We start from the raw sequence: 24,313 nt of genomic DNA, 5'->3' as shown, positions 1-24,313 counted from the left end.
TTTCTGTCAGGAGCCTATTCGAAATGGAGAACGCCTTGCTCGTCGTATCTGGATTTGATACCGTCAGCACGTTCCAGGTTGTGGAGGAAAGCCTGTAGGGGCTGGTTCCGGTCGATAATACCGAAGAAGCGCCTGCCGCTGACTCTTTGGTTGTCCAGGGCGATAGTAACGCCAAACCAACGCAGTATTACAGGAGCAAGTTCCTGGAGGGAGGCGTTTTCAAAGGTATATACCCCTGTGCGCCAGCCCAGCACTTTGTCCGCGTCGAAGGCTTCTTTGGAGATGCCGCTCCGGGTGCTGGTGATTTCGTAGCCGGGTTTAAGGAGGACGTCCTGTTTGCCGGTGGCTATTTTCACAGCGCCTTCCACGAGGGCTACTTTCACGAGGCCTGCATCATAGGTATTGATATTAAAGGCGGTGCCCAGTACGTTGACGGTATTGCCGGGCAGGTGCACGATAAAAGGTTGATCTGCTTTGGCGGCAATCTGGAAATAGGCTTCCCCGTTGATGGTCACTTCGCGGGTTTTGCCCGGGAAGGTGAACGGGAAACTAATGGTGGTGGCAGCATTCAGCTGTATCTGCGTGCCGTCTGCCAGTAACAGGTGATAATCTTTGCCGGCCGGAACGGTGAGGGTATTGATCCCGGTACCGCTTTGATGGCTGGCATCGAAGCTGAGCGTATGTTGTGTATTGTTTAATACGGCGTTGCCTACCCGGATGCCGGCCGAATCGTTGCTGAGGTCAATGACTTTACCTTCGGCGGTCACCAGGCGGATAGTTTGGGCGGTATTGTCCTGAACCGCTGCCAGCGGTTGTCTGGCCGTAGGTACAAACAGGTACCAGCTTCCCACGATGGCTATTACACAGGCGGCCGCCATGCTGCTGACTTTCATGACATAACGAAGCCTGGTCCTCTTGTGGAGGTCTGTCAATACCTCCTCAACAGGATGCTGATCATGGCTTTCGCTAGCATCAGCCAGTAGCCGGGAGCGTTCACGCTGGATGCCCTCCCAGATATTGCGTGCCTGGAGATCTTCCCTGATGGCGCTTTGCAGAAAGGCTTTGTCGTCCTCACTGATCATGCCAAGGAGCTCATCAAAAGATAGGTCTCTTATTTTGTCATAATCCATTTGAAATGGGATGTTATCCTATAAACGGCGTTCACGAGAAAAAGTACTATAGGTCACGGGAAGATTTTAGTTTTTTTCTCAAAATGCGAAGGGTAGTGCTCATTTGATTTTTCACCGTTTGAAGAGAGAGATTTTTTTCTGCAACAATTTCCCGTTGCGTTTTATCTTCCATATAGGACATCTCAAAGACGGCCCTTTGGGCCAATGGTAAAGCATTGATGGCGGTGGCCAGCTGAAGGGACAGCTCTTTTCGTTCCATAGGATTTACGCAGACCGTCAGTTCCTTCAGGCTCATATATTGATGTACATTACGTTCTTTTACCACACTACGCCGGATACGGTCCATACATTTGTTGCGAACACACGTGGCCAGATAGCTCTTCAGATGGAGATTGTCCACCAGCTTGTCGCGCCGGTTCCAGATCACGATCAGCACATCATGTACCACATCGGCGGCTTCTTCCGCATCCTTCAGAATGTAATTGGCTTCTATGTGCAGCCGTTTGTAATAACGGTTGTAAAGCTGGGTGAATGCCCACTCGCTGCCGATCTTCAGATCAGCTACCAATTGTGCATCAGTGTAAGGTTCCATCGTACTTTCCCCCTATTAGATAAAGTGATTTAGCATAACTTACCAGTCAATAAATGATATTCCCATGTATCTGCCAATGGTTATGTCCGGGAATGAAAATGCAAAAGGGGTCTTCAGAACAGTTACATGAATAATATTAACGCAGCGTTAATATACTGTTACCAAATTAAGATATTTGGATGTCCGGGAAACAACCGCCACCGTCACAGATTGTTAAGCATTTGTAAAGCATGATTTTATTACCAGAGACTTGTTAACGCCTGCCTGAATTTGTATCCGTCTATGGTACTTTTTATCATCCATTGCGTTTAGAGATATGTATTGTTTTTTGGCTTAATGAAAGACCTCTCTGAAACCCTTGCCCGGTATTACCCCTTTAGCTATTCACGATTTCAAACTTCCCTCTGTAATATATTATGAAGACACGTTTCCTGATCCTCTGGCTCCCGCTCTTCACCCTTTCACCCCACAGCGTGTCCAATCAGGCGGAGAAAATAAAAGTGAACGTCAGCGTCTGTAACGCCCCGCTACGGGAAGTCTTCAGGCAGATCAGTCAACAAACAGGCCTCCGCTTCTTCGGCAGTAACACCGCTCCCTATGATACCAAGGTATCCCTGCAACAGACCGGCACAGAACTTCGCAGCCTGCTCGATGAACTGCTGCTGCCGCTGCACTACTCCTGGGAAATATCCGGTAAGGTGATCATCATCAGCAAAAAAAATACCGCTACCACCGCCCCGGTCACCGACATCCTCTCCCGAAACGCTTCCCGCTCTCCCTGATCCCTGCTTCGCCCCACTGCGGCAAAACGGCAACTGCACTGTTAAATATGTCGTATATTGCTAATGTACATGGGCTTAGAGCATCATATTATCATTATCGGCGGCGGCCTTGCCGGCCTTACCAGCGCTATCCACCTCTCCAGGGCAGGACTGCGGGTGACGCTGATCGAAAAAAACACCTATCCCAGACATAAGGTCTGCGGCGAATATATTTCCAATGAGGTATTGCCATACCTGCAGTGGCTGCACGCCGATCCGGCAGAACTGGCGCCGGCAGCCATTTCCCGGCTGCTGCTGTCAGCGGCCAACGGGAAAACCATCTCCGCCCCGCTGCCGCTGGGCGGTTTCGGCGTCAGCCGCTATGCAATGGACGATTTCCTGCTACGAAAAGCACTGGCTGCCGGCACACAACTCATCACCGACACCGTGACCGACGTGCAATATCAGGACGACCACTGTGTGGTATATACGAAATCACAGGCCCCCCTCACCGGTACGGTCGTGCTGGGCGCCTTCGGCAAACGCTCCACCCTCGACCAGCGGCTGTCCCGCGCCTTCCTCCGCAAACCAGCCCCCTGGCTGGCTGTGAAAGGACATTATGAAGGGACATTCCCCGACGGACTGGTAGCGTTGCATAACTTCCCCGGCGGCTACTGCGGTGTCTCCAAAACGGAAACAGGTGCGCTCAATATCTGCTACCTCGTACAGATGGACAGCTTCCGCCGTTACGGAGATATCGATCAACACCGGGAAGCCGTGCTGTTCCGGAACCATCACCTGAAAACTATTTTTAATAATAGCCGTCCGCTGTTTGAACAACCACTGGCCATCAGCCAGATTTCTTTTGAACAAAAAACAAAAGTGGAACAACATATGCTGCTGACGGGAGATACTGCCGGCCTTATCCATCCTTTGTGTGGCAACGGAATGGCCATGGCTATTCACAGCGCCCGCATGGCAGCCACGGCTGTACTGCGCTTCTGCAACGATGCCACGTACGACCGCCACCGTATGGAAGCAGACTATGCAAAGGAATGGAGACAGGCATTTAATCACCGGATGAAAATGGGGCGGTTGCTCAACAACCTGTTCCTGAAAGACAGGCTGTCGACCTGGCTGGTGCAACAAATGGCTTCACTCCCGGCAGTGCTGCCGTTTATCATCAGACAAACACACGGAAATTCGATCATTTAATGATTTAGTCATTTAACTATTGAAATGCCCGACTCCAATATTTAAATGATTAGATAACAAAATATTAAAATGTTCAGAGAACGTATACTGGCACCAGAGATCATGGATGATTTTTCCATGGAAGGTGAGCAGTTGCAGCGGGCGCTGGAAAAGATCGCACAGATCAACCGGCGGCTGGGAGGCAACCGTATCACGGTAAAAGGCGTAGATATGCTGATGCGCCAGCTGCCTGCCGGCAGCGAAGTGCGCATCGTGGACATCGGTTGTGGCAACGGCGATATGCTGCGGGCACTGGCCGAACATGGCAGAAAAAAACAGTGGAAGCTACGGCTGGCAGGCATCGACGCCAATCCGTTCACCATCCGGCTGGCAGGAGAATTGTCCGCTGCCTGGCCGGAAATCAGCTACCACTGCCTCGATGTTACAAAGGGACCGTTTCCCGAAATGGAAGGCGACATCCTGCTGCTGACACTAACGCTGCATCATTTTACAGACCAGGAAATACTGGCGCTGATGCAGCGGTTCCGCCGTTGCGCGTCCGCCGGCATTGTAGTCAACGACCTGCATCGCAGCAGCATGGCCTACCGCCTGTTTCAGCTGTTATGCTATACGCTGCGCCTCGAAGAGATGACCCGTTATGATGGCCTTACCTCCATCATGCGCGGGTTCAAACGTTCGGAGCTGGTACAACTGTCACAAAAACTAAATATCAGGCGTCAAAGCCTCCGTTGGCGATGGGCTTTCCGTTACCAATGGGTTATATCTAATTTATGAGCGTAAAAATTCAATCAGTAGCCAAGGCATTGCCGCCATATACCAGGCCCACCAGCGAAATTATGCCGTACCTGGACTTATGGCTGGCCGGACAAGACGAAAGGTTTATCAGAAAGGTTAAAAAAATCTTTGAGAACGCGGCGGTTGATCAGCGGTATTCTATTATGAATGCAGAAGAAGTATTCCGCAGCACCTCCTTTGAAGAAAAAAACAATCTGTATATCCGCGAGGGAACAGCACTGGGCAAACGTTGTTTGCAGGGCGCGCTGGACAAGGCCGGTTTACAGGGCAGCGATATTGATTTTATCATCACCGTAAGCTGTACCGGTTTTATGATCCCATCTATGGACGCCTATCTGATCAATACACTGCAAATGCGGCAGGATATTGTGCGGCTGCCCGTTACCGAAATGGGTTGCGCGGCCGGTGTTTCCGGGATGATCTACGCCTACCAGTTTCTGAAGGCTAATCCGGGTAAACGGGCTGCCGTGGTGGCGGTGGAGTCACCCACGGCAACTTTCCAGCATGAAGACCTTTCCATGGCCAATATTGTCAGTGCTGCCATCTTTGGTGATGGCGCGGCCTGTGTGATATTGTCTTCACACGAAGAAGATCCGGGACCGGCGATCATGGGTACGGAGATGTACCATTTCTATGAAGCCACGCACCTGATGGGCTTCCATTTGTCCAACTCCGGATTGCAGATGGTGCTGGACATTGCGGTGCCGGAAGAGATCGCGTCGCACTTCGGGGATATTGTACATCCTTTTCTGGCGCGCCATGGTACGTCCATCGAAGAGGTGAACCAGCTGATCTTTCATCCGGGAGGAAGGAAAATTATTCAGACCGTAGAGGAACTGTTTGCCGGCTCCGGAAAAAACATTGACGATACCAAAGAAGTGCTGCGGCTATACGGTAACATGTCGAGTGCCACGGTGCTGTATGTGCTGGAGCGTATCCTCGACAGGGGCGTACCGGCAGGCGACAAAGGGCTGATGCTGAGTTTTGGTCCCGGATTTTCCGCACAAAGAATATTATTACAATGGTAAAAGCGTTTGCATCCAAACAATACTGGGCACTGGTGCTGGGCGGCAGCAGCGGATTGGGACTGGCGTCGGCCTATCGGCTGGCATCGCAGGGGATGCATTTGTGTATTGTGCATCGCAATGCGGGCGTGGAGATGGAGGCCGTGAATACCGCTTTTGAGGCCTTACGTGCCACCGGAGTGCAGGTGATCACCTTTAATATCAATGCGGCGCAGGCAGAGCGGCGTACATTGGTGTTAGAAGAGCTGCAGAAAAAGATGGGCCCGGAAGGGCGTGTCCGTTGCCTGTTGCACAGTGTGGCCAAAGGCACGCTGAAAGCGATGACTGACGCGCCTGCGCTGCAAACAGACGACCTGATGATCACGCTGGACCATATGGCGGTGAGTTTGTATGACTGGACACGGGCCGTATGGGAACAGGGGCTTTTCGCAGCAGACGCCCGTGTGTTGTCGTTTACCAGCGAAGGCAGCAGTCGCGCCTGGAAACACTATGCAGCCGTGTCTGCGGCCAAAGCGGCGCTGGAAGCTATCAGCCGCAGCATCGCGCTGGAGTTTGCACCGTACGGCATACGGGCCAATTGTATACAGGCAGGGGTAACAGACACCCGCTCGTTGCGGATGATACCCGGCCATGAGCAGCTGCTGGAGCATAGCATTGCCCGCAGCCCTTTCGGTCGGCTAACGACTGCCGATGATGTGGCGGATGTGGTGTACCTTTTATGTAAAGACGAAGCTGCCTGGATCAACGGCGCCGTTATTCCGGTTGACGGAGGCGCACATATACAGTAAATGGATTTATGACGATAACGACAATACTGGAGAAATTACCCTACGGGGAACCTTTTTTGTTTGTTGATACACTGGAATATATTGATGAACAAAAGGTGACAGGAAGTTTTACCTTCCGGCCGGAGATGGATTGTTACAAAGGACATTTTAAAGGATATCCGGTGACTCCCGGCGTGTTGCTGACGGAAGTGATGGCGCAGATCGGGCTGGTATGTCTGGGTATTTATCTCACCGGAGGCCCGGAGGGCATGTCTTTCGGACTTACCTCCACGCAGGTGGAGTTTATGCGGCCGGTGTTGCCGGGAGAAAAAGTAACCGTGACCGGCGAGAAAATATATTTCCGTTTTGGTAAACTGAAATGCCGGGTGATGATGACCAATGCAAAAGGTGAAGAAGTGAGCAGTGGCGAGATAGCAGGTATGATCGTCCAACCCGTTCGTAATTCCTAATTCGTAATTCGTAACTAATGAGGGTAGTGATAACGGGGCTGGGCGTAGTGGCCCCCAATGGAACAGGCGTTCCTGCTTTTACAGCCGCGGTGCGTGAGGGTGTGTCGGGCATCCGTTACGATCCACAGCTGGAGGCGCTGGATTTTTCCTGTCGCATAGCTGGTACGCCGGAGGTGACAGAAGCGATGAAGCTGCAATATTTTGATCCGCTGGAGCTGAAAGGCTTCAACAGCGGCGCTGTATTATATGGCGTCATGGCAGGCATGGAAGCCTGGCAGGACGCAGGTTTGCCCGCAGGGAATGCTATACAGCAGCCGGACTGGGACAGTGGGGCTATATTTGGCACCGGCTCTTCCGGCATCGACAAAATGCGGGAAGCCATTTATCGTATGGACGAGTTGCAGGTACGGCGTTTAGGCAGTACCGTAGTAGCGCAGACCATGGCCAGTGGCATCAGTGCCTGGCTGGGAGGTAAACTGGCGCTGGGCAATCAGGTGACCACCAACTCATCGGCCTGTACCACCGGCGCCGAGAGCGTGCTGATGGCCTATGATCGCATCCGTGCCGGCAAAGCCCGTCGGATACTGGCTGGCAGTACCACCGATGGCGGTCCTTACGTATGGGGCGGTTTCGATGCCATGAAAGTATGCACCTTCAAAAACAACGATCGCCCTGCCGCAGGGTCAAGGCCTATGAGCGCCACGGCTACCGGGTTTGTGCCCGGCGCAGGTGCAGGCGCGCTGGTGGTGGAGTCGCTGGAAAGCGCACTGGAAAGGAATGCCACCATCTACGCAGAGATCATCGGCGGACATGTGAACTCAGGTGGTCAACGCAATGAAGGCAGTATGACGGCCCCCAACAGCGAAGCGGTGCAGCGTTGTATCCGGGAAGCCGTGCGGGACGCCGGTATTCACCCGGATGAGATTGACGCTATCAACGGACATCTGACGGCCACCAGCAAAGATGCCGCGGAAGTGATCAACTGGAGCCAGGCACTCAACAGAAGCGGCGAGCACTTCCCCTATCTGAATGCCCTTAAATGTTTGGTGGGCCACTGTCTGAGCGCGTCCGGCAGTATAGAACTGGTGGCGGCGGTGCTGCAATTGCAGCAGGGTTTCCTGTTTCCCAATATCAACAGTGAAGACCTGCACCCGGAAATTGCGGCGATCGTGCCCCGGGAGAAGATACCACAGCAGCTGATACACCAGGATCTGCAGGTAATTGCCAAAGCCAGTTTCGGTTTTGGCGATGTGAATGCCTGTATCATTCTTAAAAAATACAAATTCTGATATCATGGATAAAGTAACGTTATTAGCCACTATCAAAGAAGTGGTGGCACCTTATACTAAAAATCCGGAAGCGTTGGCCACGCTGAATGAAGACACTGACTTCATCCGTGATCTCAAAATCAATTCGGCCAATCTGGTAGATGTAGTACTCGACGTGGAAGAGAAATTCAATATTGTGATCGACAATGACTCCATGGAAAAGATGATCAATGTGCGGTCGGCGATGGAGGTGGTGGAAAACAAGCTGGCGGCGCCATGATTGGCAATGATGTGATAGACCTGGAGCTGGCGGCGGTGGAGAGCAACTGGCGGAGACGGGGCTATCTGGATAAACTGTTCTCTCCGGCAGAACAGCAACTGATCACACAGGCCGCTGATCAGGACCGGATGGTGTGGCTGCTGTGGAGCGCCAAGGAAGCGGCTTATAAGATCATACACCGCGATACCCGGCAGCGGGCATATGCACCGCTGCAATATGAGGTGCGGCTTTCCGGAGCGGATGCCGGTTTCATACATTATAACGACAGGGTCTTTCCTTTTCGTACGGTAGTCAGCGGTAGTTGTCTGCATACGGTGGCGGTGGCGTCGGCCAACTGGTGGCCGCAGGTGGCTTACCGTTTGCAGCCGGCGGAGGTGTTACTGAAAGATGAGGACGGCGTGCCTTTTATTCAGGATACCGGACATGTGCGTCCGGCATCGGTCAGTCATCATGGCGTGTACCGGGAAACGGTCAGCCTGCAGATATAATATAAAAAAGGAGTAGCGCCCCGGCTACTCCTTTTTTGTTTTTATTTCGTTGAAATTAACGACCAGATGTCTTCCTCAAAGGTAGGGAACAGGTCATTAAACCGCTTTCTTGTCTTGGGTGGCAGGTCCTTGTCTGTTTCTATGGCGGCCATTACCAGCAATGCTTTCCGGGTATTAAACCGGGCAGCGATCCTGTCGAGGGTCGCGTCAGTAGGCGTTGTTTTCCCGCTTTCAATTAAAGAGAGGCTTGTTTGGCTGATGCCAATGTAATCAGCAAAATCGCGCTGATTCTGTTGCTTTTGCTCTCTCAGCGTTCTAATGACTTTTCCAAAGTTCATGGTCGTTGTTTCAATATGAAAATCCCAGATCGATCAGCACCTTCCACATAAAATCAAGCCATCGGTCGAGCGCTTCCTCCGAGTCCATTTCTGCGGCTCCGTCCCGTAGTATCAGTAGTACTTCCAGGATCTCGTTGTCTTCTTCACTTCGGTTTGGGCGTGCTTCCAGCCTGACGATGGCGTCGTTCGTGATTTTTATGATTTTTTGTTTTAACTGCATTAGTAGCGGTTTGCTGGTTAGTGAAATAATTCCTGATCACCGGAATATGATCCACGTCACCATCCTTACCGTCGTCGGGGTGTAGTTTCAAGGTACGAAATATAATGCGTATATGTAACACAATGTCGCGGACTAACGGGAGGTTAACGACCCTGTTCCGGCAATAGTTATGCTGTCGGGTTTTATTGAACCGGAAATCGACCGCCTGTGAAAAGGTAGACAGGCAGATCTGTATGTCGTTGGCCATATTGTCCCTGACATACCAGATGACGGCACCTTGCTTAATTTTCTGGACGAGAGGAACGATGGCATGTAAAGACAGCAGCTGTTCACATACCAATGAAAGCCAGCGGAGCATAGGGTCGCGGCCGGGAGAGACAGGCGGTCCGTCCTGCGCTGTAGGCAGCGATAAGCAGAACAGGGATGGGTCGGGCTCTTCCACGGGCAGGCAGCATGTCCCATCTTCCGGATTATCTGTTGCCGGCGCCTCGCTTACCGGGCTGAGTTGTGCCGCTGTCTGCGGATACCACTGGTCTGCGTCTTTCAGCGGCGCAGTGGTTAACTTATTAAGTGAGAAGGTGGTCAGGTCTCCCCGTCGAAGCATGTTGTCCAGCCTCTCATCCAGAAAGGCGGCTATGGCTGCATAACGTTGTAATTTTTCCATCAGTGGAAATTGGTTGGTTTTGGGTCATACAGTAAGGGTTGGACCACACTTTGGTTGATCTTTCGGTTTATGGTAGATATCCTAACTAAGTAAAATATCGCAGACAAATTTAAAATCATTATGATTAACACGTGGTTAATCAAATGTTATCGGGGAAAATCCCGGTGTGACTGCGTGTTAACATGATAGTTGTACGATCATGGGAGAACAATCATCTCTCCGTTGCGTTCGGGTACGTTTCTTGATGCCTCGTCACCGGTATACCACATCCTGATAAACCATGCGCTCCGCAATACAGAAAAAGGTGGCCGTAATAGTGGCCCATCCGGACGATGAAACATTATGGGCAGGCGGCACCTTGTTGAGCCACCCTGAATGGACGTGTTTTGTGGCCTGTATCTGCAGAGCCAATGATGCAGACAGGGCGCCTCGTTTCGCCGCGGTATTGCAGGCGCTGGGCGCCACCGGAGAGATGGCTGATATGGACGACGGCCCGGAGCAGACACCGCTGTCGATTCCGGTTGTGGCGGAACAGGTACTGCAACTGTTGCCATATACACAATTTGACCTGATCATTACCCACAATATCGCGGGAGAGTATACCAGGCACCGCCGGCATGAAGAAGTCAGCGAAGCCGTGTTTCAGTTGTGGCAGCAACAGCGGCTATCATCACCGGAGCTCTGGTGCTTCGCTTATGATGATGGCAGTCGCAGCCATTTTCCGCTGGCAGACCCACTGGCAGATATCTACCTGCCGTTGCCACCGGAGATCTACCAACAGAAAAAAAGCATCATCACCGATATATATGGATTTAGTCACGATAGCTGGGAAGCGAAGATCACCCCTTCCGCAGAAGCATTCCGGACGTTCAGCACGGTAGCGGAGGCGGCACAATGGCTGAGCAGAAACCGTATCCTGCCATGAAAGTACTTGTCTTATACGATTATCCGGCCGGGCCCGGAGGACTGGCCACGCAGGGCGACCTGCTATACAGGGGCCTGAAGGAATTAGGCGTAGATGTTTATGCTGTACATTATGAGTCCAACCAGGAAAAAGAGTGGTACTACCGCTGGTTTAAACCGGACGTGGTGACGGGTGTAGGCTACTGGGGCTATATCCCGCATCTGGTGCTGCATCCGCAGTATTTTGGTTGTACCGCTGTGCCCTGGCTGGTAGCCGATGGATATATCGCCAATTATCAAAACGTGCTTAATACGCTACCGCTGATATTGGTGACTTCCAATTGGGTAAAAGACATGTATATCCGCGACGGCATCAGCGGCCGCAACATCGAAGTGCTGCCCGTGGGTTGCGATACGGATGCTTTCCGTCCCTTTAGCGCCTCAGACCCTAAAGTGGCCGCCGTACGTGAATCGCTGGGCATCCGCGACAATGAGCTGATGATACTGACCATTGGCGGCGATGCCGCCTCGAAAGGCGCGCAGGAAGTAATGCATGCGCTGGCGCAGCTCAACGGGAAAATGCCGCCTTGGAAATATGTGTGTAAGGTGTGGCCGCAGGAACGCACCGACTACCAGAACGAAGCAGATATGCAGCTGGCGAAACAATTAGGCATAGATCAGCAGGTGATTTATACACAGTATAAAATCTCGCGCAACTTCATGCCGTATCTGATAGGCGCCTGTGATATCTATGCGGCGCCTTCCCGGTTGGAGGGTTTTGGTATGACGCAGGTGGAAGCCGGCGCCTGTAGTAAACCGGTGGTGAGCCTCCGCGCGATGGGGATGCTGGATACGCTGGTGCATGGGGAAACAGCGCTGCTGGCCGGTGTGGCCCGTGAGGTAGTATTAAAGGAGGTGGAAGTGGGCACCGAATCGGGCTTTGAAGGGCGGCGCACTGTGGTGTTTGATACGCCTCGTACCGTGGACTACCGCGCCAACGCCGCAGATATAGCCGTACATCTGGGCGAATTGCTGCTCAATAAAAACCTGCGGATACAAATGGGCGCTGCCGGCAGGGCACGTGTAAAACAACGCTTTGACTATCGTGTGGTGGCCAGTCGTTTTTTGCAGATCGTACACGAAAAACTGGGTATTGTATGAAAACGTATACCGTTACCGGAGAGGTGGAACAAGCCAGAAAAGCTGCGTTGGAAGTGTTGCATCACAACCGCCGCGGCCCTTTCGCCGGTTTGCCACGAACCGCTGGCTGGGCATATCCGGAGCCTTACACGCGGGACATGGTGTTTACCTTCTTTGGCATCGCCGTTTCCGGCGATGAACAACTGATCATGAGTATGCGCCGGGTATTGGACATGCTGGCCCATCATCAGACAGAACACGGGCATATCCCTTCGCTGGCACACGACCCGGAAAATCTGGGCGCCAGCGACACTACGCCATTGTTCCTGGTGGGCGTCAGTATATACCGGCAGCTTACGGGAGAAACCGATTTTTTACAGGAAGCGGCGGACAAAGCGCTCCGGTGGTTGTATTACCAGAGTCCTTCCGACCGGCTGCTGGTGGCACAGCTGCCTACCAGCGACTGGCGCGATGAGCAGTGGGTGCTGGGGTACGGATTGTATGTCAATACACTCGTGTATGCCGGGCTGCGCATGTTTGACCGGCATCAGCGTGCCGAGGCCTTTCTGCAGGAGATGCGGCATTTTACCATCACCTGCAACTTTATGCACAAGCATGTACATGAAGGTCTCACGGTAAAAAACAAACCCTACTATGCCTGCTGGTCTTACAAAATATACAGCAGCGAACGGTTTGATCTGTTGGGCAACAGTCTCGCTATCCTGACAGGTATTGCCTCACCGTCGAGAGCAGAACGTATGATCGCCTGGATTGAAACAGAGTGTAGTGTGATGCGGGAGAAAGGTGAGCTGGCGTCTGAATTACCGCCTAATTTTTTCCCTTATGTACAGCCCGGAGATCCGGACTGGCGCAAGCGTGACGAGGAATTTAATATGCCGGGCGATTATCACAATGGTGGCATATGGCCTTTTGTATGCGGCGTGTATATCGCTGCGTTAGTAGCGGCAGGAAAGTATCAGCTGGCGGAAAAGAAACTGCTGGCGTTGGCGCATGCGGTGAAGCCGTCGCACGCGCAGGCACTGGAGTATGGATTCAACGAGTGGCTGCGCGCGCAGGATGGCTTACCTAAAGGACAGAACTGGCAGTCGTGGTCTGCTGCTTTGTACCTCTATGCATTGAAGTGTGTAGAGGAGCGCAGGACGCCTTTTTTCGAGGAGATGCGTAAACGTAGTTCCCGGGAGAAATAACGTTATCTGCTTTTGATAAAACTTTCCACATCTTTCACCAACGCTGCACTCAATGGTTTGGTGGGATCTGCGTAGGTGATGTCGTTGATGCCGCCACTGGCGGGAGCCACTTTCAGCACATGGTTCATCTGATCGATTATTTTCAGTTGAGCAGCAGGAGCGCCCTGTTTCAGGTGTTGGGCATCGTTGACGCTGACCTGTGCATCGGTGTTGCCCTGTATGATCAGGATGGGTATTTTTAATTTACCGATTTCTTTCTCCGGATCATATTTTACCCATGACATGATATACGGTTGTACTGCGGGATAAAACAATCCCTGTAACGCAGGTTCTGTGTTGACGACCGTATGGCCCTGTTTGAGGCTGTCCAGCATGCTTTTCGCTTTCGCTGCCAGGGGAGGTGACTGTGCATTCAGTTGTCTTTCGAGGATGACATCAATCGGTTCTCCTGCGCCGGCGATGGAGATGAACTGATCGGCCGGGCTGCGTTGTATGGCCAGCATACCGATCATCGATCCTTCACTGTGGCCGGCAACGATGACACGGGAAAAGCGTTTGTCCGCTTTCAGCATGTTGATAAAACCGGCGGCATCGTTGACGGTGCCTTCGAATGAAATGTCTGTTTCGGGTTTGCCGGTGGCGCTGGCGCCTACGCCTCTTTTATCGTATCGCACGCAGGCGATGCCGGCAGCCTGGAGTGTTTCTGCCAGCATTTTGTAAACATTGGTTTTCAGGCCCATGTTATTGTTGCCGTCACGGTCGGTAGGGCCGGAGCCGGCGATGAGGAGTACAACCGGCACCGGGCCATTGCTTACCGGCAGCGTGAGCGTGCCATGAATCGTAGCATCGGCAGTCGTCAGGTTGTAGTTGTCGGCCGTGGTTTCGGTAGCTTTTTTCTCCTGATAGGGTACGAAGCGGAACCCTTCCATCTGATGGTTGGCATTCAGTGCGAGGATCATCGTCAGGGTGCCTTTGGCGAAATCGGCTTTCCATGTTTGATAGGTACCGTCGCCGCCGGTAGGGGTGAGTTGCATCATATTGCCCAGTTGATTTTGCAGCTGGGAAAGCATGGTCCGTGTCTGGTCCGGAGGCAGCATGGATTTGATGGTGTTGCCAAACATGCCATAGAGGCTGTCGGCTTGCTGCCGGTTGTAGTAACGTTGAACTTTTGCGGCAGCAGCGAGGTAATCAACCTGCGCTGTCATCTTCAGAAAAGGTAACAGCAGGGTTGTCAGTAAACAAATTTTTTTCATACTGTTTTTTTTAAATCAGGATGTCATGAGCGGAAAGGTAAAGTGCATCAATGCTTTGGAAAAGACTTCTGCTACTAACAGGGCAACGATAAAGATGATCACCGCTTTGTTGCCTTTCAGGTTGACCGAGACGCTGAATGCCTGATACATCAGTACCAGCATCCAGATGAAGATGGGGAGACAAATCAGCGCCAGCACGATGACCATGGGCGTAATAGCAGTGGGGTCTACTGTGGCCGGCATGGCAAAGTTAATCAGCGCGATGAGCAGGAGCGGGGCCCTGGCCAGGGCCAGCGTTCCGGCGATGTCGATGAGGCGGAAGGAGGTGCGCGCAAAGATGGCGGCAGCCGCATAGCAGGCCAACACCATAGATCCCCAGGCAATGAACGCTTCCAGGAGATAAATAAAATAAGGCATAAGCGTGGCGCCGACATGCGCGTCGATGGCGCCGTCGAAATGGGTTTTGCTGAAATACGCCACTACGGAGGTGATCAGCATTACGATCCATCCGGCCAGCAGGGCTTTGCTGCCGGCGATGTAGGTAAACGGACGTAGTAACCAGGTGTTCATGTGCGTGTTTTTATATTTTTTCAATCTTTTCTATGCTGGCGATAATATCATCGAGCCGGTTGCGTACCGTAGGGTAGCTCAATCCCAGCTGTTGTGCCATGAGCTTCAGGCTGCCACTGCTTTTTACGAAGTCGATCACAAATTGCAGGTCATCTGCCGACAAACGTGCCAGCAACGGTAGTTCAAAGCTGCCGGAAACAGTGGTGTCACAAGCCTCACAGGCCAGTGACGTTACCTTTAACGGTGAGGCACAGCTGGGGCAGGACAGGGGTAATGTTTTCTTTATCTGTTTCATTGTTGAACAAAGTTAAATCTATTTTTAATAAAATTGATTGTTTGTTTAATAAAATTTATTCGTGTTTAAACAAATAAAATGATAACGAACCCGTTTGGGGAAATTTTTGACATAACAATGCCGGGCATCCGTTGTTAAACAACAGTATGCATACCTTATTACTGATCTCGACCAAAAAAGCTGCGGCCACGGCTACACGCGAAATGCTGATGTTGCAGGGCTATGAAGTCCTGTCTGCCTCCGATGGGAAAAGCGGCATAGCTGCCGCCAGGCTGCACCTGCCCGACCTGATACTGTGTGAAATGGCCATGGACGGCACCGACGGGCTGGCGGTGCTGGAGCTGCTGCGGCAGGACCCGCGTTTTCAGCCGGTACCTTTTATTATGCTGGCCGACAAATACGAACCACACGCTTTCCGCACGGCCATGAACCAGGGCGCCGACGACTATATGGTGAAACCCTATACCAGCCACGATCTGGTACAGACGATTGCGAACCGGTTAAAACGAAAAGCGCTGCTGCATTCACCGCGGGAAACGGAGCGCGATTTTAAGTCGGTGATCACCCGCTTTCTGGAAGACCGTAATACCATCCGGGCCGCTGCACATGAGGAGATATACCGGGAAGGCGGTACGCCGCGATACCTGTATTACCTGCTGTCGGGTAAAGTGAAGACCATCAAAACCCATGAAGATGGAAAAGATCTGGTGATTGGTTTATACAATACAGGGGACTTTTTCGGTTACATTGCCCTGTTGGAAGAAGAGACGTACAAAGCCACTGCCGTGGTGATGGAAGACGCTGAGATAGCGTTGATACCCAAAGACGACGCCACCGCTTTGTTTGACCATAGTCCCCTGATCATACAGCGCTTCGTGCGCCTGCTGGCCCGTAACGTCACAGAGAAAGAAGAGCGGCTGTTGGGCATCGCCTATGACACGTTGCGCAAGAAAGTGGCCAGCGCGTTGATACACCTGCGTAATAAGTACCAGGTAGACCGCTCCGCCAATTATACCATTGATATTGCCCGTGATGAACTGGCTGCGCTGGCCGGCACCGCCACCGAATCGCTGATACGCACCCTGAGTGAATTCCGTAGTGAGAAGCTGATTGCCGTCAAAGGCAGCAGCATTACCTTGCAGCAGCCCGGCAGGCTGGAGGAAATAGCCTACCACTGACCATCACCCGAATGTGCCATTTATCATTAATTAGAGAGAACTCCCCCTGCTTTTTTTTATTTTGCTTTACTGACCAAACAACAAATCGCTTTTAAAGCTTATGAAGAAATTGCTATTCACCTGTGCAGCCTGGCTGATGGCCACTGTCACCTATGCCCAGGAGAACGCGCTTTGGCTGCGTTACCCTGCCATCTCCCCGGATGGGAAGACCATCGCCTTTGGGTACAAGGGAGATATCTACCGTGTAGACGCCAACGGCGGCGTTGCCGTTCCCCTTACCATTCATGAAGCACAGGACATGATGCCTGTCTGGAGCCATGACGGTAAATACATCGCTTTCGCGAGTGACCGTTACGGTAATTTCGACGTTTTTGTCATGCCTGCAGAAGGCGGTACGCCCGTAAGGCTTACCAGCAACAGCAGTGCGGATTATCCCTACGATTTCACGCCAGACAACAAACAGGTGCTTTTCGGCGCAGGACGTAATGCTCCCGCTGCCAGCATCCGGTTTAGCTATCGCTTGTTCGACAACCTGTACACCGTTCCGGTAACAGGCGGCCGCCCGATGCTGGTGAGCGCAGCAGGTGCTGAATTTGCCCGCTACAACAGCAAAGGCGATCAGATCATCTTCCAGGACCGCAAAGGGTATGAGGATGCCTGGCGTAAACACCACGTATCTTCCGTGACCCGCGATATCTGGGTGTATGACATCAACAAAAACAACTATCAGCAGGTGTCTACCTTCGAAGGGGAAGACCGTGAGCCGTTGTTTGGCAGTGATAACAGCATCTACTACCTGAGTGAAAAAGGTGGTATCTCCCAGAACCTCTTCAAATCTTCGCTGGCAGACAAAAATAAAATGGAACAGCTGACCCGTTTTGATAAACATCCGGTACGTCACCTGTCCCGCTCCACCAACAACACTTTCTGCTTCACCTATAACGGCGAGATATATACGCTGAAAGAAGGCGCTCAACCGCAAAAAATAAATGTGCGCATCTTTAATGATGGCCGTAACGGTATTCAGAAGCCACTGCCTGTAAACGGCAACGTGACTGAATTTGCCATGAGCCCCGATGGTAAACAGATGGCTTTCGTGGCCCGTGGTGAAGTGTTTGTGACCAGCGTGGAAGGCAATATGACCAAAAGAGTGACCAACACACCACAACAGGAAAGAATGGTGAAATGGTCTCCCGATGGCAAACGGCTTGTATATGCCGCTGAACGCAACGGCAACTGGGATATCTATCAAAGCACGATCGAACGGAAAGAAGAGCCTTATTTCTTCGCGGCCACCGTGCTGAAAGAAGAGCCGCTCATCGCTACTGCAGCGGAAGAATTCCAGCCATCGTTCTCCCCTGACGGAAAAGAAATTGCGTATGTGGAAGACCGTAACATCCTGAAAGTATTCAATATCGCTTCCGGCAAAAGCCGCGTGCTGCTGCCCAAAGGCCATAACCACTCCTATTCCGATGGTGACTGGACTTTCTCCTGGAGCCCCGACAGCAAATGGATCGTAGTGGAAGACCAGGGAGGCTATGCTTTCACCAGCAATGCCACTATCATCCCGGTTGATGGTAAAGGAGAATCTATCAGGCCGGTCAACAGCGGTTTCGGTGAGAATAATATCAAATGGAGCGCTGACGGTAAACTGATGACCTGGGAGAGCAGCCGCGAAGGCCGCAAATCACTGGCCCGTCAGGGAAGCCGTGAAACAGACGTATACGCTGTATTCTTCGATCAGGAAACTTTCGACAAATACAAACTGTCCAAAGATGAGTTTAATCTCCTGAAAGAACAGGAAGACAACGCTAAAAAAGGTGGTAAAGACACCGCTGCAAAGAAAGACACCACCGCAGCGAAAAAAGATTTCCGCCCGGATTTCAATAACCTGGACAACCGCCAGCAGCGCCTTACCATCAACAGCGCTTCCATCAGCGACTACGTGATGAGTAAAGACAACAGCAAGCTGTATTACACCGCTGCTTTTGAAAAAGGATACGATCTGTGGGTAACAGAACCCCGCACCGGCGATACCAAAATTCTTGCTAAACTGGGAGGTACGCCCGGTGGTATTGAACTCAGCAAAGATGGCAACTCCCTCTTTGTGAGCAACAGAGGCAGTGTAGTGAAAGTGGACGTTGCTTCCGGTAAGATCACGCCTATCAGCATCAGCTCTGAAATGTTGCTGGACCAGGCCGCAGAGCGTGCCTATATTCTGGACCACGCATGGAAACAGGTGAAAGAGAAATTCTACGATCCTACCATCCGTAACATGGACTGGAAAATGTACCGCGATGCTTATGCGCGTTTCCTCCCTCACATCAGCAATAACTACGACTTCCAGGAGCTGCTGAGCGAAATGCTGGGTGAACTGAACGGTTCCCACACCGGTGGCCGCTATACTGCTGTACGCCCTGATGGCGATGCGACTGCTTCCCTCGGTCTGCTGTTCGACGAACGTTTCACCAAAGATGGTCTGAAAGTAGATGAAATCATTGATGGTGGTCCGTTTGATAAGGCTGGCAGCAAAATGAAAGCCGGCGCGGTGATCGACAAAATTGACGGAGAAGCCGTGACGGCTAAAAGAGACTGGGCAGAACAGCTGAACCGCAAAGCGGGTCATAATGTCCTGATCAGCTTCACCGATGCAGACGGTAAACACTACGAAGAAACCGTGAAACCTATCAGCCGCGGCGAAGAAGGTACCCTGATGTACAAACGTTGGGTGAACAACATGCGTAAGATGGTAGATAAACTCAGTGGTGGCAAAGTAGGCTATGTACACGTACAAGGCATGAACGACGCCAGCTTCCGTTCCGTATACGATGAAGTAATGGGTAAAAACAGAGGCAAACAGGCACTCATCGTAGATACCCGCTTCAATGGCGGTGGATGGCTGCACGATGACCTGTACAATTTCCTCAGCGGTAAAAAATACCTGGACTTTGCGCCACAGGGCGACCTGCTGAAAGGCGGCGAACCACAAGGCCAATGGCAGGGCCCCAGCTGTGTGCTGATGAGCGAAGGCAACTACAGCGATGCCTTTATCTTCCCTTATGTATACAAACAAGGTAAGCTGGGTAAACTGATTGGTATGCCTGTTCCGGGTACCGGTACTGCCGTATGGTGGGAAACACAGATAGATCCTTCAATCGTATTTGGTATTCCAATGATTGCTACTATCGGTAAAGAAGGTCGCCCTACGGAAAACTTACAGGTGGAACCGGACATCCGTGTGCCGCTGCGCTATGAGGATTTCCTGGCCGGTAAAGATGATCAGCTGGAAACTGCTGTGAAAGAAATGCTGAAAGAGATCAAATAAGATCTGTCTATAAAAAAAGAAAACCCGGGAACAGTGACGTTCCCGGGTTTTCTTTTTTATGCTTTTGTGTAAATGCCGTGTGGATGGATCATGTTCTCGAAAGAATAGATATCATTCCACTGTTCTTCTGTGATATATCCTTTTTCTGCTACGACTATCTGATGAATGGTTTTACCGGTTTTTAATGCTTCTTTGGCAATGGCAGCACAGGTTTCATAACCCAGCAACGGGTTCAGTGCTGTCACGATGCCGATGCTGTTCATCACCATCGCTTTGGACACGTCTGCATTGGCGGTGATACCGTCCACACATTTGAGGCGGAGCGTATCAAAAGCGTGTTGCAGGTAAGTGATCATATTGAACAGGCTGAAAGCGATCACCGGCTCCATCACGTTGAGCTGCAGCTGGCCTGCTTCGGCGGCCATGGTAATGGTGAGGTCACTGCCGATCACATAGTAGGCGGTCTGGTTCACCACTTCCGGAATAACCGGATTCACCTTGCCCGGCATAATAGAAGAACCTGGTTGCAGTTGCGGCAGGTTGATTTCGTTTAGCCCTACCCGTGGTCCGGAAGAGAGCAGCCGGAGGTCGTTACATATCTTGGACACTTTCACCGCCGTGCGTTTCAGCATGCCGGACAAAAGTACCAATGCGCCGGTATCGGAAGTCGCTTCCACGAGGTCGGTGGCCAGTACAATAGGCAGTCCGGTGACTTCGCCGAGGTATTGGGTCACCAGCTCCGGATAGCCGGCCGGCGCATTGATGGTGGTACCGATGGCGGTAGCGCCCATGTTGACTTCTGTCAGCAGCGCCTGTATTTCGCGCAGTCGTTGTATGTCTTCCCGCAGGGTGGTGGCGAAGGCGTTGAATTCAGCGCCGAGGCTCATCGGCACCGCGTCCTGCAATTGTGTACGGCCCATTTTCAGCACGTTGGCAAATTCCTTCCCTTTTTTACCGAAAGACTTTTGCAGCAGGTCGATGGAAGTCAACAGATCATTGACTTTCAGGTACAGCGCAATACGCATGGCGGTGGGATAGGCGTCATTCGTGCTCTGGGAGCAGTTGACATGATTGTTGGGATGCAGGTATTCATAAGCGCCTTTGGGATGACCCATATATTCCAGTCCCGCGTTGGCGATGACTTCATTAGCGTTCATGTTTACAGAGGTCCCGGCGCCACCTTGTATCATATCGGTGGGGAACTGGTCTGTCAGTTCACCGGCGATGAGCCGGTCGCTCGCTTTCATAATGGCGTCGCCTGGTTCGCGGGGCAATACGCCCAGTTCCATATTGGCCATGGCGGCGGCTTTTTTAACATAGCCCAGTGCTTTGATGAATACCGGTTCGCGGGAAACGGGCACGCCGGTGATGTGGAAGTTCTCTATGGCCCTGAGGGTTTGGATACCATAATATACGGCGTCGTCTATTTTTCTTTCTCCGAGGAAGTCGTGTTCTTTTCTGAATGTCTGTTTCATCGCTGAATATTTTTAGTGGTTAGGATCATTGTTTTGACAACACAAAAGTACCGCGACCTCCAGGGGTGGTAAATGATACCAGTCAGCCGGCGGATGATTTACGTCAGTTGGTACCTTATTTGTGGCTTTGCTTACCTACTATCTCCACTAAAAAGCATATCATGAAAGCAATGACCATCGAAGAAAAGTGTATTGACACCATTCGTTGCCTCGCAATGGATGCGGTACAGAAAGCGAATTCAGGGCATCCGGGCACGCCGATGGCACTGGCGCCGGCGGCATTTGTACTGTGGACGGAGCATTTGCGGTATAATCCCCGAAAGCCGGACTGGTTTAACCGCGACCGGTTTGTGTTGTCCAATGGCCACGCTTCGATGCTACAATATGCGGTATTACATCTCACCGGTTATGATATTTCGCTGGATGATATCAAGGCGTTCCGGCAGTGGGGCAGTAATACGCCGGGGCATCCGGAATACCGCCTTACACCGGGCATAGAAACCACTACAGGGCCGTTGGGACAGGGTATTATGACCGCCGTGGGGATGGCCATGGCCGAAGCGCATCTGGCCGCTATTTTTAATAAAGATGATATAAAAATTATTGACCATCATACCTACGTTTTCTGTAGTGATGGCGACCTGATGGAAGGCGCTTCTCATGAAGCCGCTTCTGTGGCGGGGCATCTGGGTTTAGGTAAACTCATATGTTTGTATGATAATAATCATATCACGATAGAAGGTAATACATCGCTGACGTATTCCGATGATGTGGCCAAACGGTTTGAAGCATATCACTGGCATGTGCAGGACCTGGGCGACCAGGGGAACGACCTGAAAGCCATATCGGACGCCTTTGCCGCGGCCAAAGCCGTGACAGACAAGCCTTCTATGATCCTGTTGCGCACCCATATCGGATATGGCGCCCCACATAAGCAGGATACCCCCGAAGCGCATGGTTCTCCGCTGGGCGCTGATGAAATAAAGCTCACCAAAGAATTTTATGGCTGGCCGCCGGATGAGGACTTTCTGGTACCGGAAGACGTAAGGGTGTACATGAAGAAGGTGATTGAGCAAGGGAAGGATACCGAACAATCGTGGGATAAGCTGAAGGAAGCATATCAAAACAAGTATCCGGCAGAATATGCGCTGTTGCAGCAGTATGTTGCTCAGGAACTGCCCGATGGTTGGGATAAAGATGTACCGGTGTACAAACCCGAAGACGGCCCCAAAGCCACGCGGGAAATATCTTCCGCATTTCTCCATGCGGTGGCAGACAAGCTGCCATGGCTGCTGGGAGGCAGCGGTGACCTGGAACCGTCCACGCTTACGCTGATCAAATCATCCGGGTACTTTAGTAAGGAACATTATGAAAACCGCAATATTGCATGGGGCATCCGTGAACATGTGATGTGTGCCGCCAGCTCCGGCCTACAGCTGCACGGTGGGGTACGGGCATATGCCGCTACCTTCTTTATTTTCACGGATTATGCGCGGCCCGCCATCCGCCTGGCCTGCATCATGGAGCTGCCCGTTATTTACGTCATGACACATGACAGTATCGGGTTGGGAGAAGATGGCACCACACATCAGCCGGTGGAACACCTGGCTTCGCTGCGTGCCATGCCGCATCTGTGTGTGATACGGCCGGCAGATGCCAACGAAGCGGCATGGGCCTGGCATACAGCGATAGCCCGCGCGAAAGGACCGACCATGCTGGTATTGACGCGGCAGAAGCTGCCCATTGCGGACAGCAGCAAGACAGGATCTGCCCGTGGTTTGCAACAGGGCGCCTACATCCTGTCGAAGGAAAAAGGAGATAAGCCTGCCCTGATACTGATAGCCACCGGTTCAGAAGTGCAGCTGGCGCTGGAAGCCCAGCAAAAGCTGTGGGAGGAAGATATTGATGCCAGAGTGGTGAGCATGCCGAGCTGGGAATTGTTCCGCGAACAAACGGAGAACTACCGGCAACAGGTATTGCCGCCCGCCGTGAAAGCCCGTGTGGCCATTGAAGCCGGTTCACCGGAAGGATGGGAACAATGGATTGGTGAAAAAGGAGTCATGATCGGTCTCACTCATTTCGGGTCCAGTGCGCCGGCAAAAGAGTTGTTCAAACACTATGGGTTTACAGTAGACAACGTGTTGGAAAAATCGCGTAAACTGTTGCAGCATGAAAAAGTTGATCGTGTTTGATCTGGACGGGACCCTGGCGGTGAGCAAGTCGGCCATCGACGAAGGGATGGCCGGTCTGCTGTCGCGTCTGACGCAGATTACACAGGTAGCCATTATTTCCGGTGGCAAATGGGAACAGTTTGAAAAGCAGGTATTGCGGTTGTTACCACCGGCAGCGCGTTTGACAGCGCTGTACATATTGCCTACCTGTGGCACACAGTTTTATCATTATCAGCAATCGTGGCAGTTGTTGTATGCAGAAAATTTCACGGAGGAAGAGAAAGCAAAAATTATCCGGTCCCTGCAGTCGGCCGTCAGTGAAGCGGGGTATGCTGTAGAAAAAACCTGGGGGGAGCAGATCGAAGATCGTGGCAGCCAGATCACGTGGTCGGCGCTGGGACAGGAAGCGCCGGTAGACGCCAAAAAAAGCTGGGACCCCGATTTTACCAGACGAAAGAAGATCCAGCAGATACTTGATAAATTGATTCCCGGCTTTGCTGTCAATCTTGGTGGCATGACGTCTGTTGATATTACGAAAGAAGGTATAGACAAAGCATATGGTATCCGAAAGTTACGGGATACCCTACACGTAACCATTGAGGAGATGTTGTTTGTGGGAGATGCCCTGTTTGAAGGGGGCAACGACTATCCGGCGTTGCAGGCCGGCGTACGCTGTGTGGCGGTAAGAGACCCTGAAGGCACCCGGAGCGTAGTAGATGCCATGCTGGCTTGTCTGGGTGATTAACAAAAATATTGTTTGTATTTAATCGTATAGTCGTAGC

At 51.9% G+C, this 24,313-nt stretch carries 24 protein-coding genes; 16 read left to right on the top strand and 8 right to left on the bottom strand.

Translation table 11 applies throughout. The annotated features are described in order from the left end of the window. Window positions 1–14: 14 nt before the first annotated feature. Together ICL55_RS16045 and ICL55_RS16040 are read right to left on the bottom strand one after the other, a co-directional pair. Entirely contained in the window at window positions 15–1,130 is a 1,116-nt protein-coding gene (locus tag ICL55_RS16045) for a FecR family protein (RefSeq protein WP_188099033.1), read from the bottom strand. Window positions 1,131–1,176: 46 nt separating this feature from the next. Beyond that, the gene (locus tag ICL55_RS16040) at window positions 1,177–1,722 is read right to left on the bottom strand and encodes an RNA polymerase sigma-70 factor (RefSeq protein WP_188099030.1); all 546 of its coding nucleotides are present in this window, start codon (window positions 1,720–1,722) and stop codon (window positions 1,177–1,179) included. A 416-nt stretch (window positions 1,723–2,138) separates the two neighbouring features. Here ICL55_RS16040 and ICL55_RS16035 point away from each other — a divergent pair, with 416 nt between their 5' ends. From ICL55_RS16035 to ICL55_RS15995, 9 genes are all read left to right on the top strand, one after another. Then, window positions 2,139–2,504: a hypothetical protein gene (locus ICL55_RS16035; protein WP_188099028.1), complete on the top strand. Its 366-nt coding sequence runs from the start codon at window positions 2,139–2,141 to the stop codon at window positions 2,502–2,504. Between the two features lie 63 nt (window positions 2,505–2,567). Beyond that, window positions 2,568–3,698, top strand: a complete 1,131-nt coding sequence (locus ICL55_RS16030) for an NAD(P)/FAD-dependent oxidoreductase (RefSeq protein WP_246496391.1) — start codon at window positions 2,568–2,570, stop codon at window positions 3,696–3,698. A gap of 69 nt (window positions 3,699–3,767) precedes the next feature. Next, window positions 3,768–4,472 carry a methyltransferase domain-containing protein gene (locus tag ICL55_RS16025; protein WP_188099023.1) on the top strand — a complete coding sequence of 235 codons (705 nt, stop codon included), beginning with the start codon at window positions 3,768–3,770 and terminating at the stop codon, window positions 4,470–4,472. Beyond that, on the top strand, window positions 4,469–5,521 hold the full coding sequence (locus ICL55_RS16020) for a type III polyketide synthase (protein WP_188099021.1): 1,053 nt from the start codon (window positions 4,469–4,471) through the stop codon (window positions 5,519–5,521). The genes ICL55_RS16025 and ICL55_RS16020 overlap by 4 nt, the downstream gene beginning before the upstream one ends. Continuing rightward, a complete protein-coding gene (locus tag ICL55_RS16015; RefSeq protein ID WP_188099019.1) occupies window positions 5,515–6,306 on the top strand; it encodes an SDR family oxidoreductase in 792 nt (263 codons plus the stop codon). The genes ICL55_RS16020 and ICL55_RS16015 overlap by 7 nt, the downstream gene beginning before the upstream one ends. Before the next feature lie 8 nt (window positions 6,307–6,314). Beyond that, a complete protein-coding gene (locus ICL55_RS16010) occupies window positions 6,315–6,755 on the top strand; it encodes a 3-hydroxyacyl-ACP dehydratase FabZ family protein (protein WP_188099017.1) in 441 nt (146 codons plus the stop codon). 17 nt (window positions 6,756–6,772) lie between these two features. Continuing rightward, window positions 6,773–8,044, top strand: coding sequence for a beta-ketoacyl-[acyl-carrier-protein] synthase family protein (locus ICL55_RS16005; protein WP_188099015.1), 1,272 nt, complete (start codon window positions 6,773–6,775; stop codon window positions 8,042–8,044). A 4-nt stretch (window positions 8,045–8,048) separates the two neighbouring features. After that, the gene (locus tag ICL55_RS16000) at window positions 8,049–8,303 is read left to right on the top strand and encodes an acyl carrier protein (protein WP_188099013.1); all 255 of its coding nucleotides are present in this window, start codon (window positions 8,049–8,051) and stop codon (window positions 8,301–8,303) included. Beyond that, window positions 8,300–8,791, top strand: a complete 492-nt coding sequence (locus ICL55_RS15995) for a 4'-phosphopantetheinyl transferase family protein (protein WP_188099011.1) — start codon at window positions 8,300–8,302, stop codon at window positions 8,789–8,791. The genes ICL55_RS16000 and ICL55_RS15995 overlap by 4 nt, the downstream gene beginning before the upstream one ends. 41 nt (window positions 8,792–8,832) lie before the next feature. Here ICL55_RS15995 and ICL55_RS15990 read toward each other — a convergent pair whose 3' ends face one another. Next, the gene (locus ICL55_RS15990) at window positions 8,833–9,129 is read right to left on the bottom strand and encodes a helix-turn-helix domain-containing protein (RefSeq protein ID WP_188099009.1); all 297 of its coding nucleotides are present in this window, start codon (window positions 9,127–9,129) and stop codon (window positions 8,833–8,835) included. 143 nt (window positions 9,130–9,272) lie between these two features. Continuing rightward, window positions 9,273–10,013 (bottom strand): hypothetical protein, encoded by a 741-nt coding sequence (locus ICL55_RS15985; RefSeq protein WP_188099007.1) that lies wholly within the window; start codon window positions 10,011–10,013, stop codon window positions 9,273–9,275. A gap of 280 nt (window positions 10,014–10,293) precedes the next feature. On the opposite strand from ICL55_RS15985, the gene ICL55_RS15980 reads away from it, so the two are divergent. Genes ICL55_RS15980 through ICL55_RS15970 form a run of 3 tightly spaced genes read left to right on the top strand, consistent with a single transcriptional unit; the run spans window position 10,294 to window position 13,264 of the window. After that, a complete protein-coding gene (locus ICL55_RS15980; protein WP_188099005.1) occupies window positions 10,294–10,938 on the top strand; it encodes a PIG-L deacetylase family protein in 645 nt (214 codons plus the stop codon). Further along, entirely contained in the window at window positions 10,935–12,077 is a 1,143-nt protein-coding gene (locus ICL55_RS15975; RefSeq protein WP_188099003.1) for a glycosyltransferase family 4 protein, read from the top strand. Before ICL55_RS15980 ends, ICL55_RS15975 begins: the two co-directional genes overlap by 4 nt. Next, window positions 12,074–13,264 (top strand): glycoside hydrolase 100 family protein, encoded by a 1,191-nt coding sequence (locus ICL55_RS15970; RefSeq protein ID WP_188099001.1) that lies wholly within the window; start codon window positions 12,074–12,076, stop codon window positions 13,262–13,264. Before ICL55_RS15975 ends, ICL55_RS15970 begins: the two co-directional genes overlap by 4 nt. 2 nt (window positions 13,265–13,266) lie before the next feature. Here the strand turns inward: ICL55_RS15970 and ICL55_RS15965 are convergent, their stop codons facing one another. Genes ICL55_RS15965 through ICL55_RS15955 form a run of 3 tightly spaced genes read right to left on the bottom strand, consistent with a single transcriptional unit; the run spans window position 13,267 to window position 15,382 of the window. Then, complete coding sequence (locus ICL55_RS15965) at window positions 13,267–14,517, bottom strand: serine aminopeptidase domain-containing protein (RefSeq protein WP_188098999.1); 1,251 nt, start codon at window positions 14,515–14,517, stop codon at window positions 13,267–13,269. Between the two features lie 15 nt (window positions 14,518–14,532). Further along, on the bottom strand, window positions 14,533–15,087 hold the full coding sequence (locus tag ICL55_RS15960; protein WP_188098997.1) for a hypothetical protein: 555 nt from the start codon (window positions 15,085–15,087) through the stop codon (window positions 14,533–14,535). 10 nt (window positions 15,088–15,097) lie between these two features. Continuing rightward, complete coding sequence (locus ICL55_RS15955) at window positions 15,098–15,382, bottom strand: DUF2089 domain-containing protein (protein WP_188098994.1); 285 nt, start codon at window positions 15,380–15,382, stop codon at window positions 15,098–15,100. A 146-nt stretch (window positions 15,383–15,528) separates the two neighbouring features. Here ICL55_RS15955 and ICL55_RS15950 point away from each other — a divergent pair, with 146 nt between their 5' ends. Both ICL55_RS15950 and ICL55_RS15945 read left to right on the top strand, forming a co-directional pair. Next, window positions 15,529–16,560: a cyclic nucleotide-binding domain-containing protein gene (locus ICL55_RS15950; RefSeq protein WP_188098992.1), complete on the top strand. Its 1,032-nt coding sequence runs from the start codon at window positions 15,529–15,531 to the stop codon at window positions 16,558–16,560. A 100-nt stretch (window positions 16,561–16,660) separates the two neighbouring features. After that, the gene (locus tag ICL55_RS15945) at window positions 16,661–19,885 is read left to right on the top strand and encodes a S41 family peptidase (protein WP_188098989.1); all 3,225 of its coding nucleotides are present in this window, start codon (window positions 16,661–16,663) and stop codon (window positions 19,883–19,885) included. 56 nt (window positions 19,886–19,941) lie between these two features. Here ICL55_RS15945 and aspA read toward each other — a convergent pair whose 3' ends face one another. After that, on the bottom strand, window positions 19,942–21,360 hold the full coding sequence (aspA, locus tag ICL55_RS15940; RefSeq protein WP_188098987.1) for an aspartate ammonia-lyase: 1,419 nt from the start codon (window positions 21,358–21,360) through the stop codon (window positions 19,942–19,944). Between the two features lie 161 nt (window positions 21,361–21,521). On the opposite strand from aspA, the gene tkt reads away from it, so the two are divergent. Together tkt and ICL55_RS15930 are read left to right on the top strand one after the other, a co-directional pair. Beyond that, window positions 21,522–23,552: a transketolase gene (gene tkt / locus ICL55_RS15935; RefSeq protein WP_188098984.1), complete on the top strand. Its 2,031-nt coding sequence runs from the start codon at window positions 21,522–21,524 to the stop codon at window positions 23,550–23,552. Further along, window positions 23,530–24,276, top strand: a complete 747-nt coding sequence (locus ICL55_RS15930) for an HAD-IIB family hydrolase (RefSeq protein ID WP_188098981.1) — start codon at window positions 23,530–23,532, stop codon at window positions 24,274–24,276. The genes tkt and ICL55_RS15930 overlap by 23 nt, the downstream gene beginning before the upstream one ends. Window positions 24,277–24,313: the final 37 nt, after the last annotated feature.

The sequence above is a fragment of the Chitinophaga varians genome (assembly GCF_014529945.1).
Taxonomy (GTDB): domain Bacteria; phylum Bacteroidota; class Bacteroidia; order Chitinophagales; family Chitinophagaceae; genus Chitinophaga; species Chitinophaga varians.
This window is presented reverse-complemented; position numbering and strand designations above follow the sequence as displayed.

Excerpts from the sequence above, each read along its gene's own strand:
- ICL55_RS16045 (WP_188099033.1), bottom strand. The coding sequence starts at position 1,130 with ATGGATTATGACAAAATAAGAGACCTATCTTTTGATGAGCTCCTTGGC.
- ICL55_RS16040 (WP_188099030.1), bottom strand. The coding sequence starts at position 1,722 with ATGGAACCTTACACTGATGCACAATTGGTAGCTGATCTGAAGATCGGC.
- ICL55_RS16035 (WP_188099028.1), top strand. The coding sequence starts at position 2,139 with ATGAAGACACGTTTCCTGATCCTCTGGCTCCCGCTCTTCACCCTTTCA.
- ICL55_RS16030 (WP_246496391.1), top strand. The coding sequence starts at position 2,568 with ATGTACATGGGCTTAGAGCATCATATTATCATTATCGGCGGCGGCCTT.
- ICL55_RS16025 (WP_188099023.1), top strand. The coding sequence starts at position 3,768 with ATGTTCAGAGAACGTATACTGGCACCAGAGATCATGGATGATTTTTCC.
- ICL55_RS16020 (WP_188099021.1), top strand. The coding sequence starts at position 4,469 with ATGAGCGTAAAAATTCAATCAGTAGCCAAGGCATTGCCGCCATATACC.
- ICL55_RS16015 (WP_188099019.1), top strand. The coding sequence starts at position 5,515 with ATGGTAAAAGCGTTTGCATCCAAACAATACTGGGCACTGGTGCTGGGC.
- ICL55_RS16010 (WP_188099017.1), top strand. The coding sequence starts at position 6,315 with ATGACGATAACGACAATACTGGAGAAATTACCCTACGGGGAACCTTTT.
- ICL55_RS16005 (WP_188099015.1), top strand. The coding sequence starts at position 6,773 with ATGAGGGTAGTGATAACGGGGCTGGGCGTAGTGGCCCCCAATGGAACA.
- ICL55_RS16000 (WP_188099013.1), top strand. The coding sequence starts at position 8,049 with ATGGATAAAGTAACGTTATTAGCCACTATCAAAGAAGTGGTGGCACCT.
- ICL55_RS15995 (WP_188099011.1), top strand. The coding sequence starts at position 8,300 with ATGATTGGCAATGATGTGATAGACCTGGAGCTGGCGGCGGTGGAGAGC.
- ICL55_RS15990 (WP_188099009.1), bottom strand. The coding sequence starts at position 9,129 with ATGAACTTTGGAAAAGTCATTAGAACGCTGAGAGAGCAAAAGCAACAG.
- ICL55_RS15985 (WP_188099007.1), bottom strand. The coding sequence starts at position 10,013 with ATGGAAAAATTACAACGTTATGCAGCCATAGCCGCCTTTCTGGATGAG.
- ICL55_RS15980 (WP_188099005.1), top strand. The coding sequence starts at position 10,294 with ATGCGCTCCGCAATACAGAAAAAGGTGGCCGTAATAGTGGCCCATCCG.
- ICL55_RS15975 (WP_188099003.1), top strand. The coding sequence starts at position 10,935 with ATGAAAGTACTTGTCTTATACGATTATCCGGCCGGGCCCGGAGGACTG.
- ICL55_RS15970 (WP_188099001.1), top strand. The coding sequence starts at position 12,074 with ATGAAAACGTATACCGTTACCGGAGAGGTGGAACAAGCCAGAAAAGCT.
- ICL55_RS15965 (WP_188098999.1), bottom strand. The coding sequence starts at position 14,517 with ATGAAAAAAATTTGTTTACTGACAACCCTGCTGTTACCTTTTCTGAAG.
- ICL55_RS15960 (WP_188098997.1), bottom strand. The coding sequence starts at position 15,087 with ATGAACACCTGGTTACTACGTCCGTTTACCTACATCGCCGGCAGCAAA.
- ICL55_RS15955 (WP_188098994.1), bottom strand. The coding sequence starts at position 15,382 with ATGAAACAGATAAAGAAAACATTACCCCTGTCCTGCCCCAGCTGTGCC.
- ICL55_RS15950 (WP_188098992.1), top strand. The coding sequence starts at position 15,529 with ATGCATACCTTATTACTGATCTCGACCAAAAAAGCTGCGGCCACGGCT.
- ICL55_RS15945 (WP_188098989.1), top strand. The coding sequence starts at position 16,661 with ATGAAGAAATTGCTATTCACCTGTGCAGCCTGGCTGATGGCCACTGTC.
- aspA (WP_188098987.1), bottom strand. The coding sequence starts at position 21,360 with ATGAAACAGACATTCAGAAAAGAACACGACTTCCTCGGAGAAAGAAAA.
- tkt (WP_188098984.1), top strand. The coding sequence starts at position 21,522 with ATGAAAGCAATGACCATCGAAGAAAAGTGTATTGACACCATTCGTTGC.
- ICL55_RS15930 (WP_188098981.1), top strand. The coding sequence starts at position 23,530 with ATGAAAAAGTTGATCGTGTTTGATCTGGACGGGACCCTGGCGGTGAGC.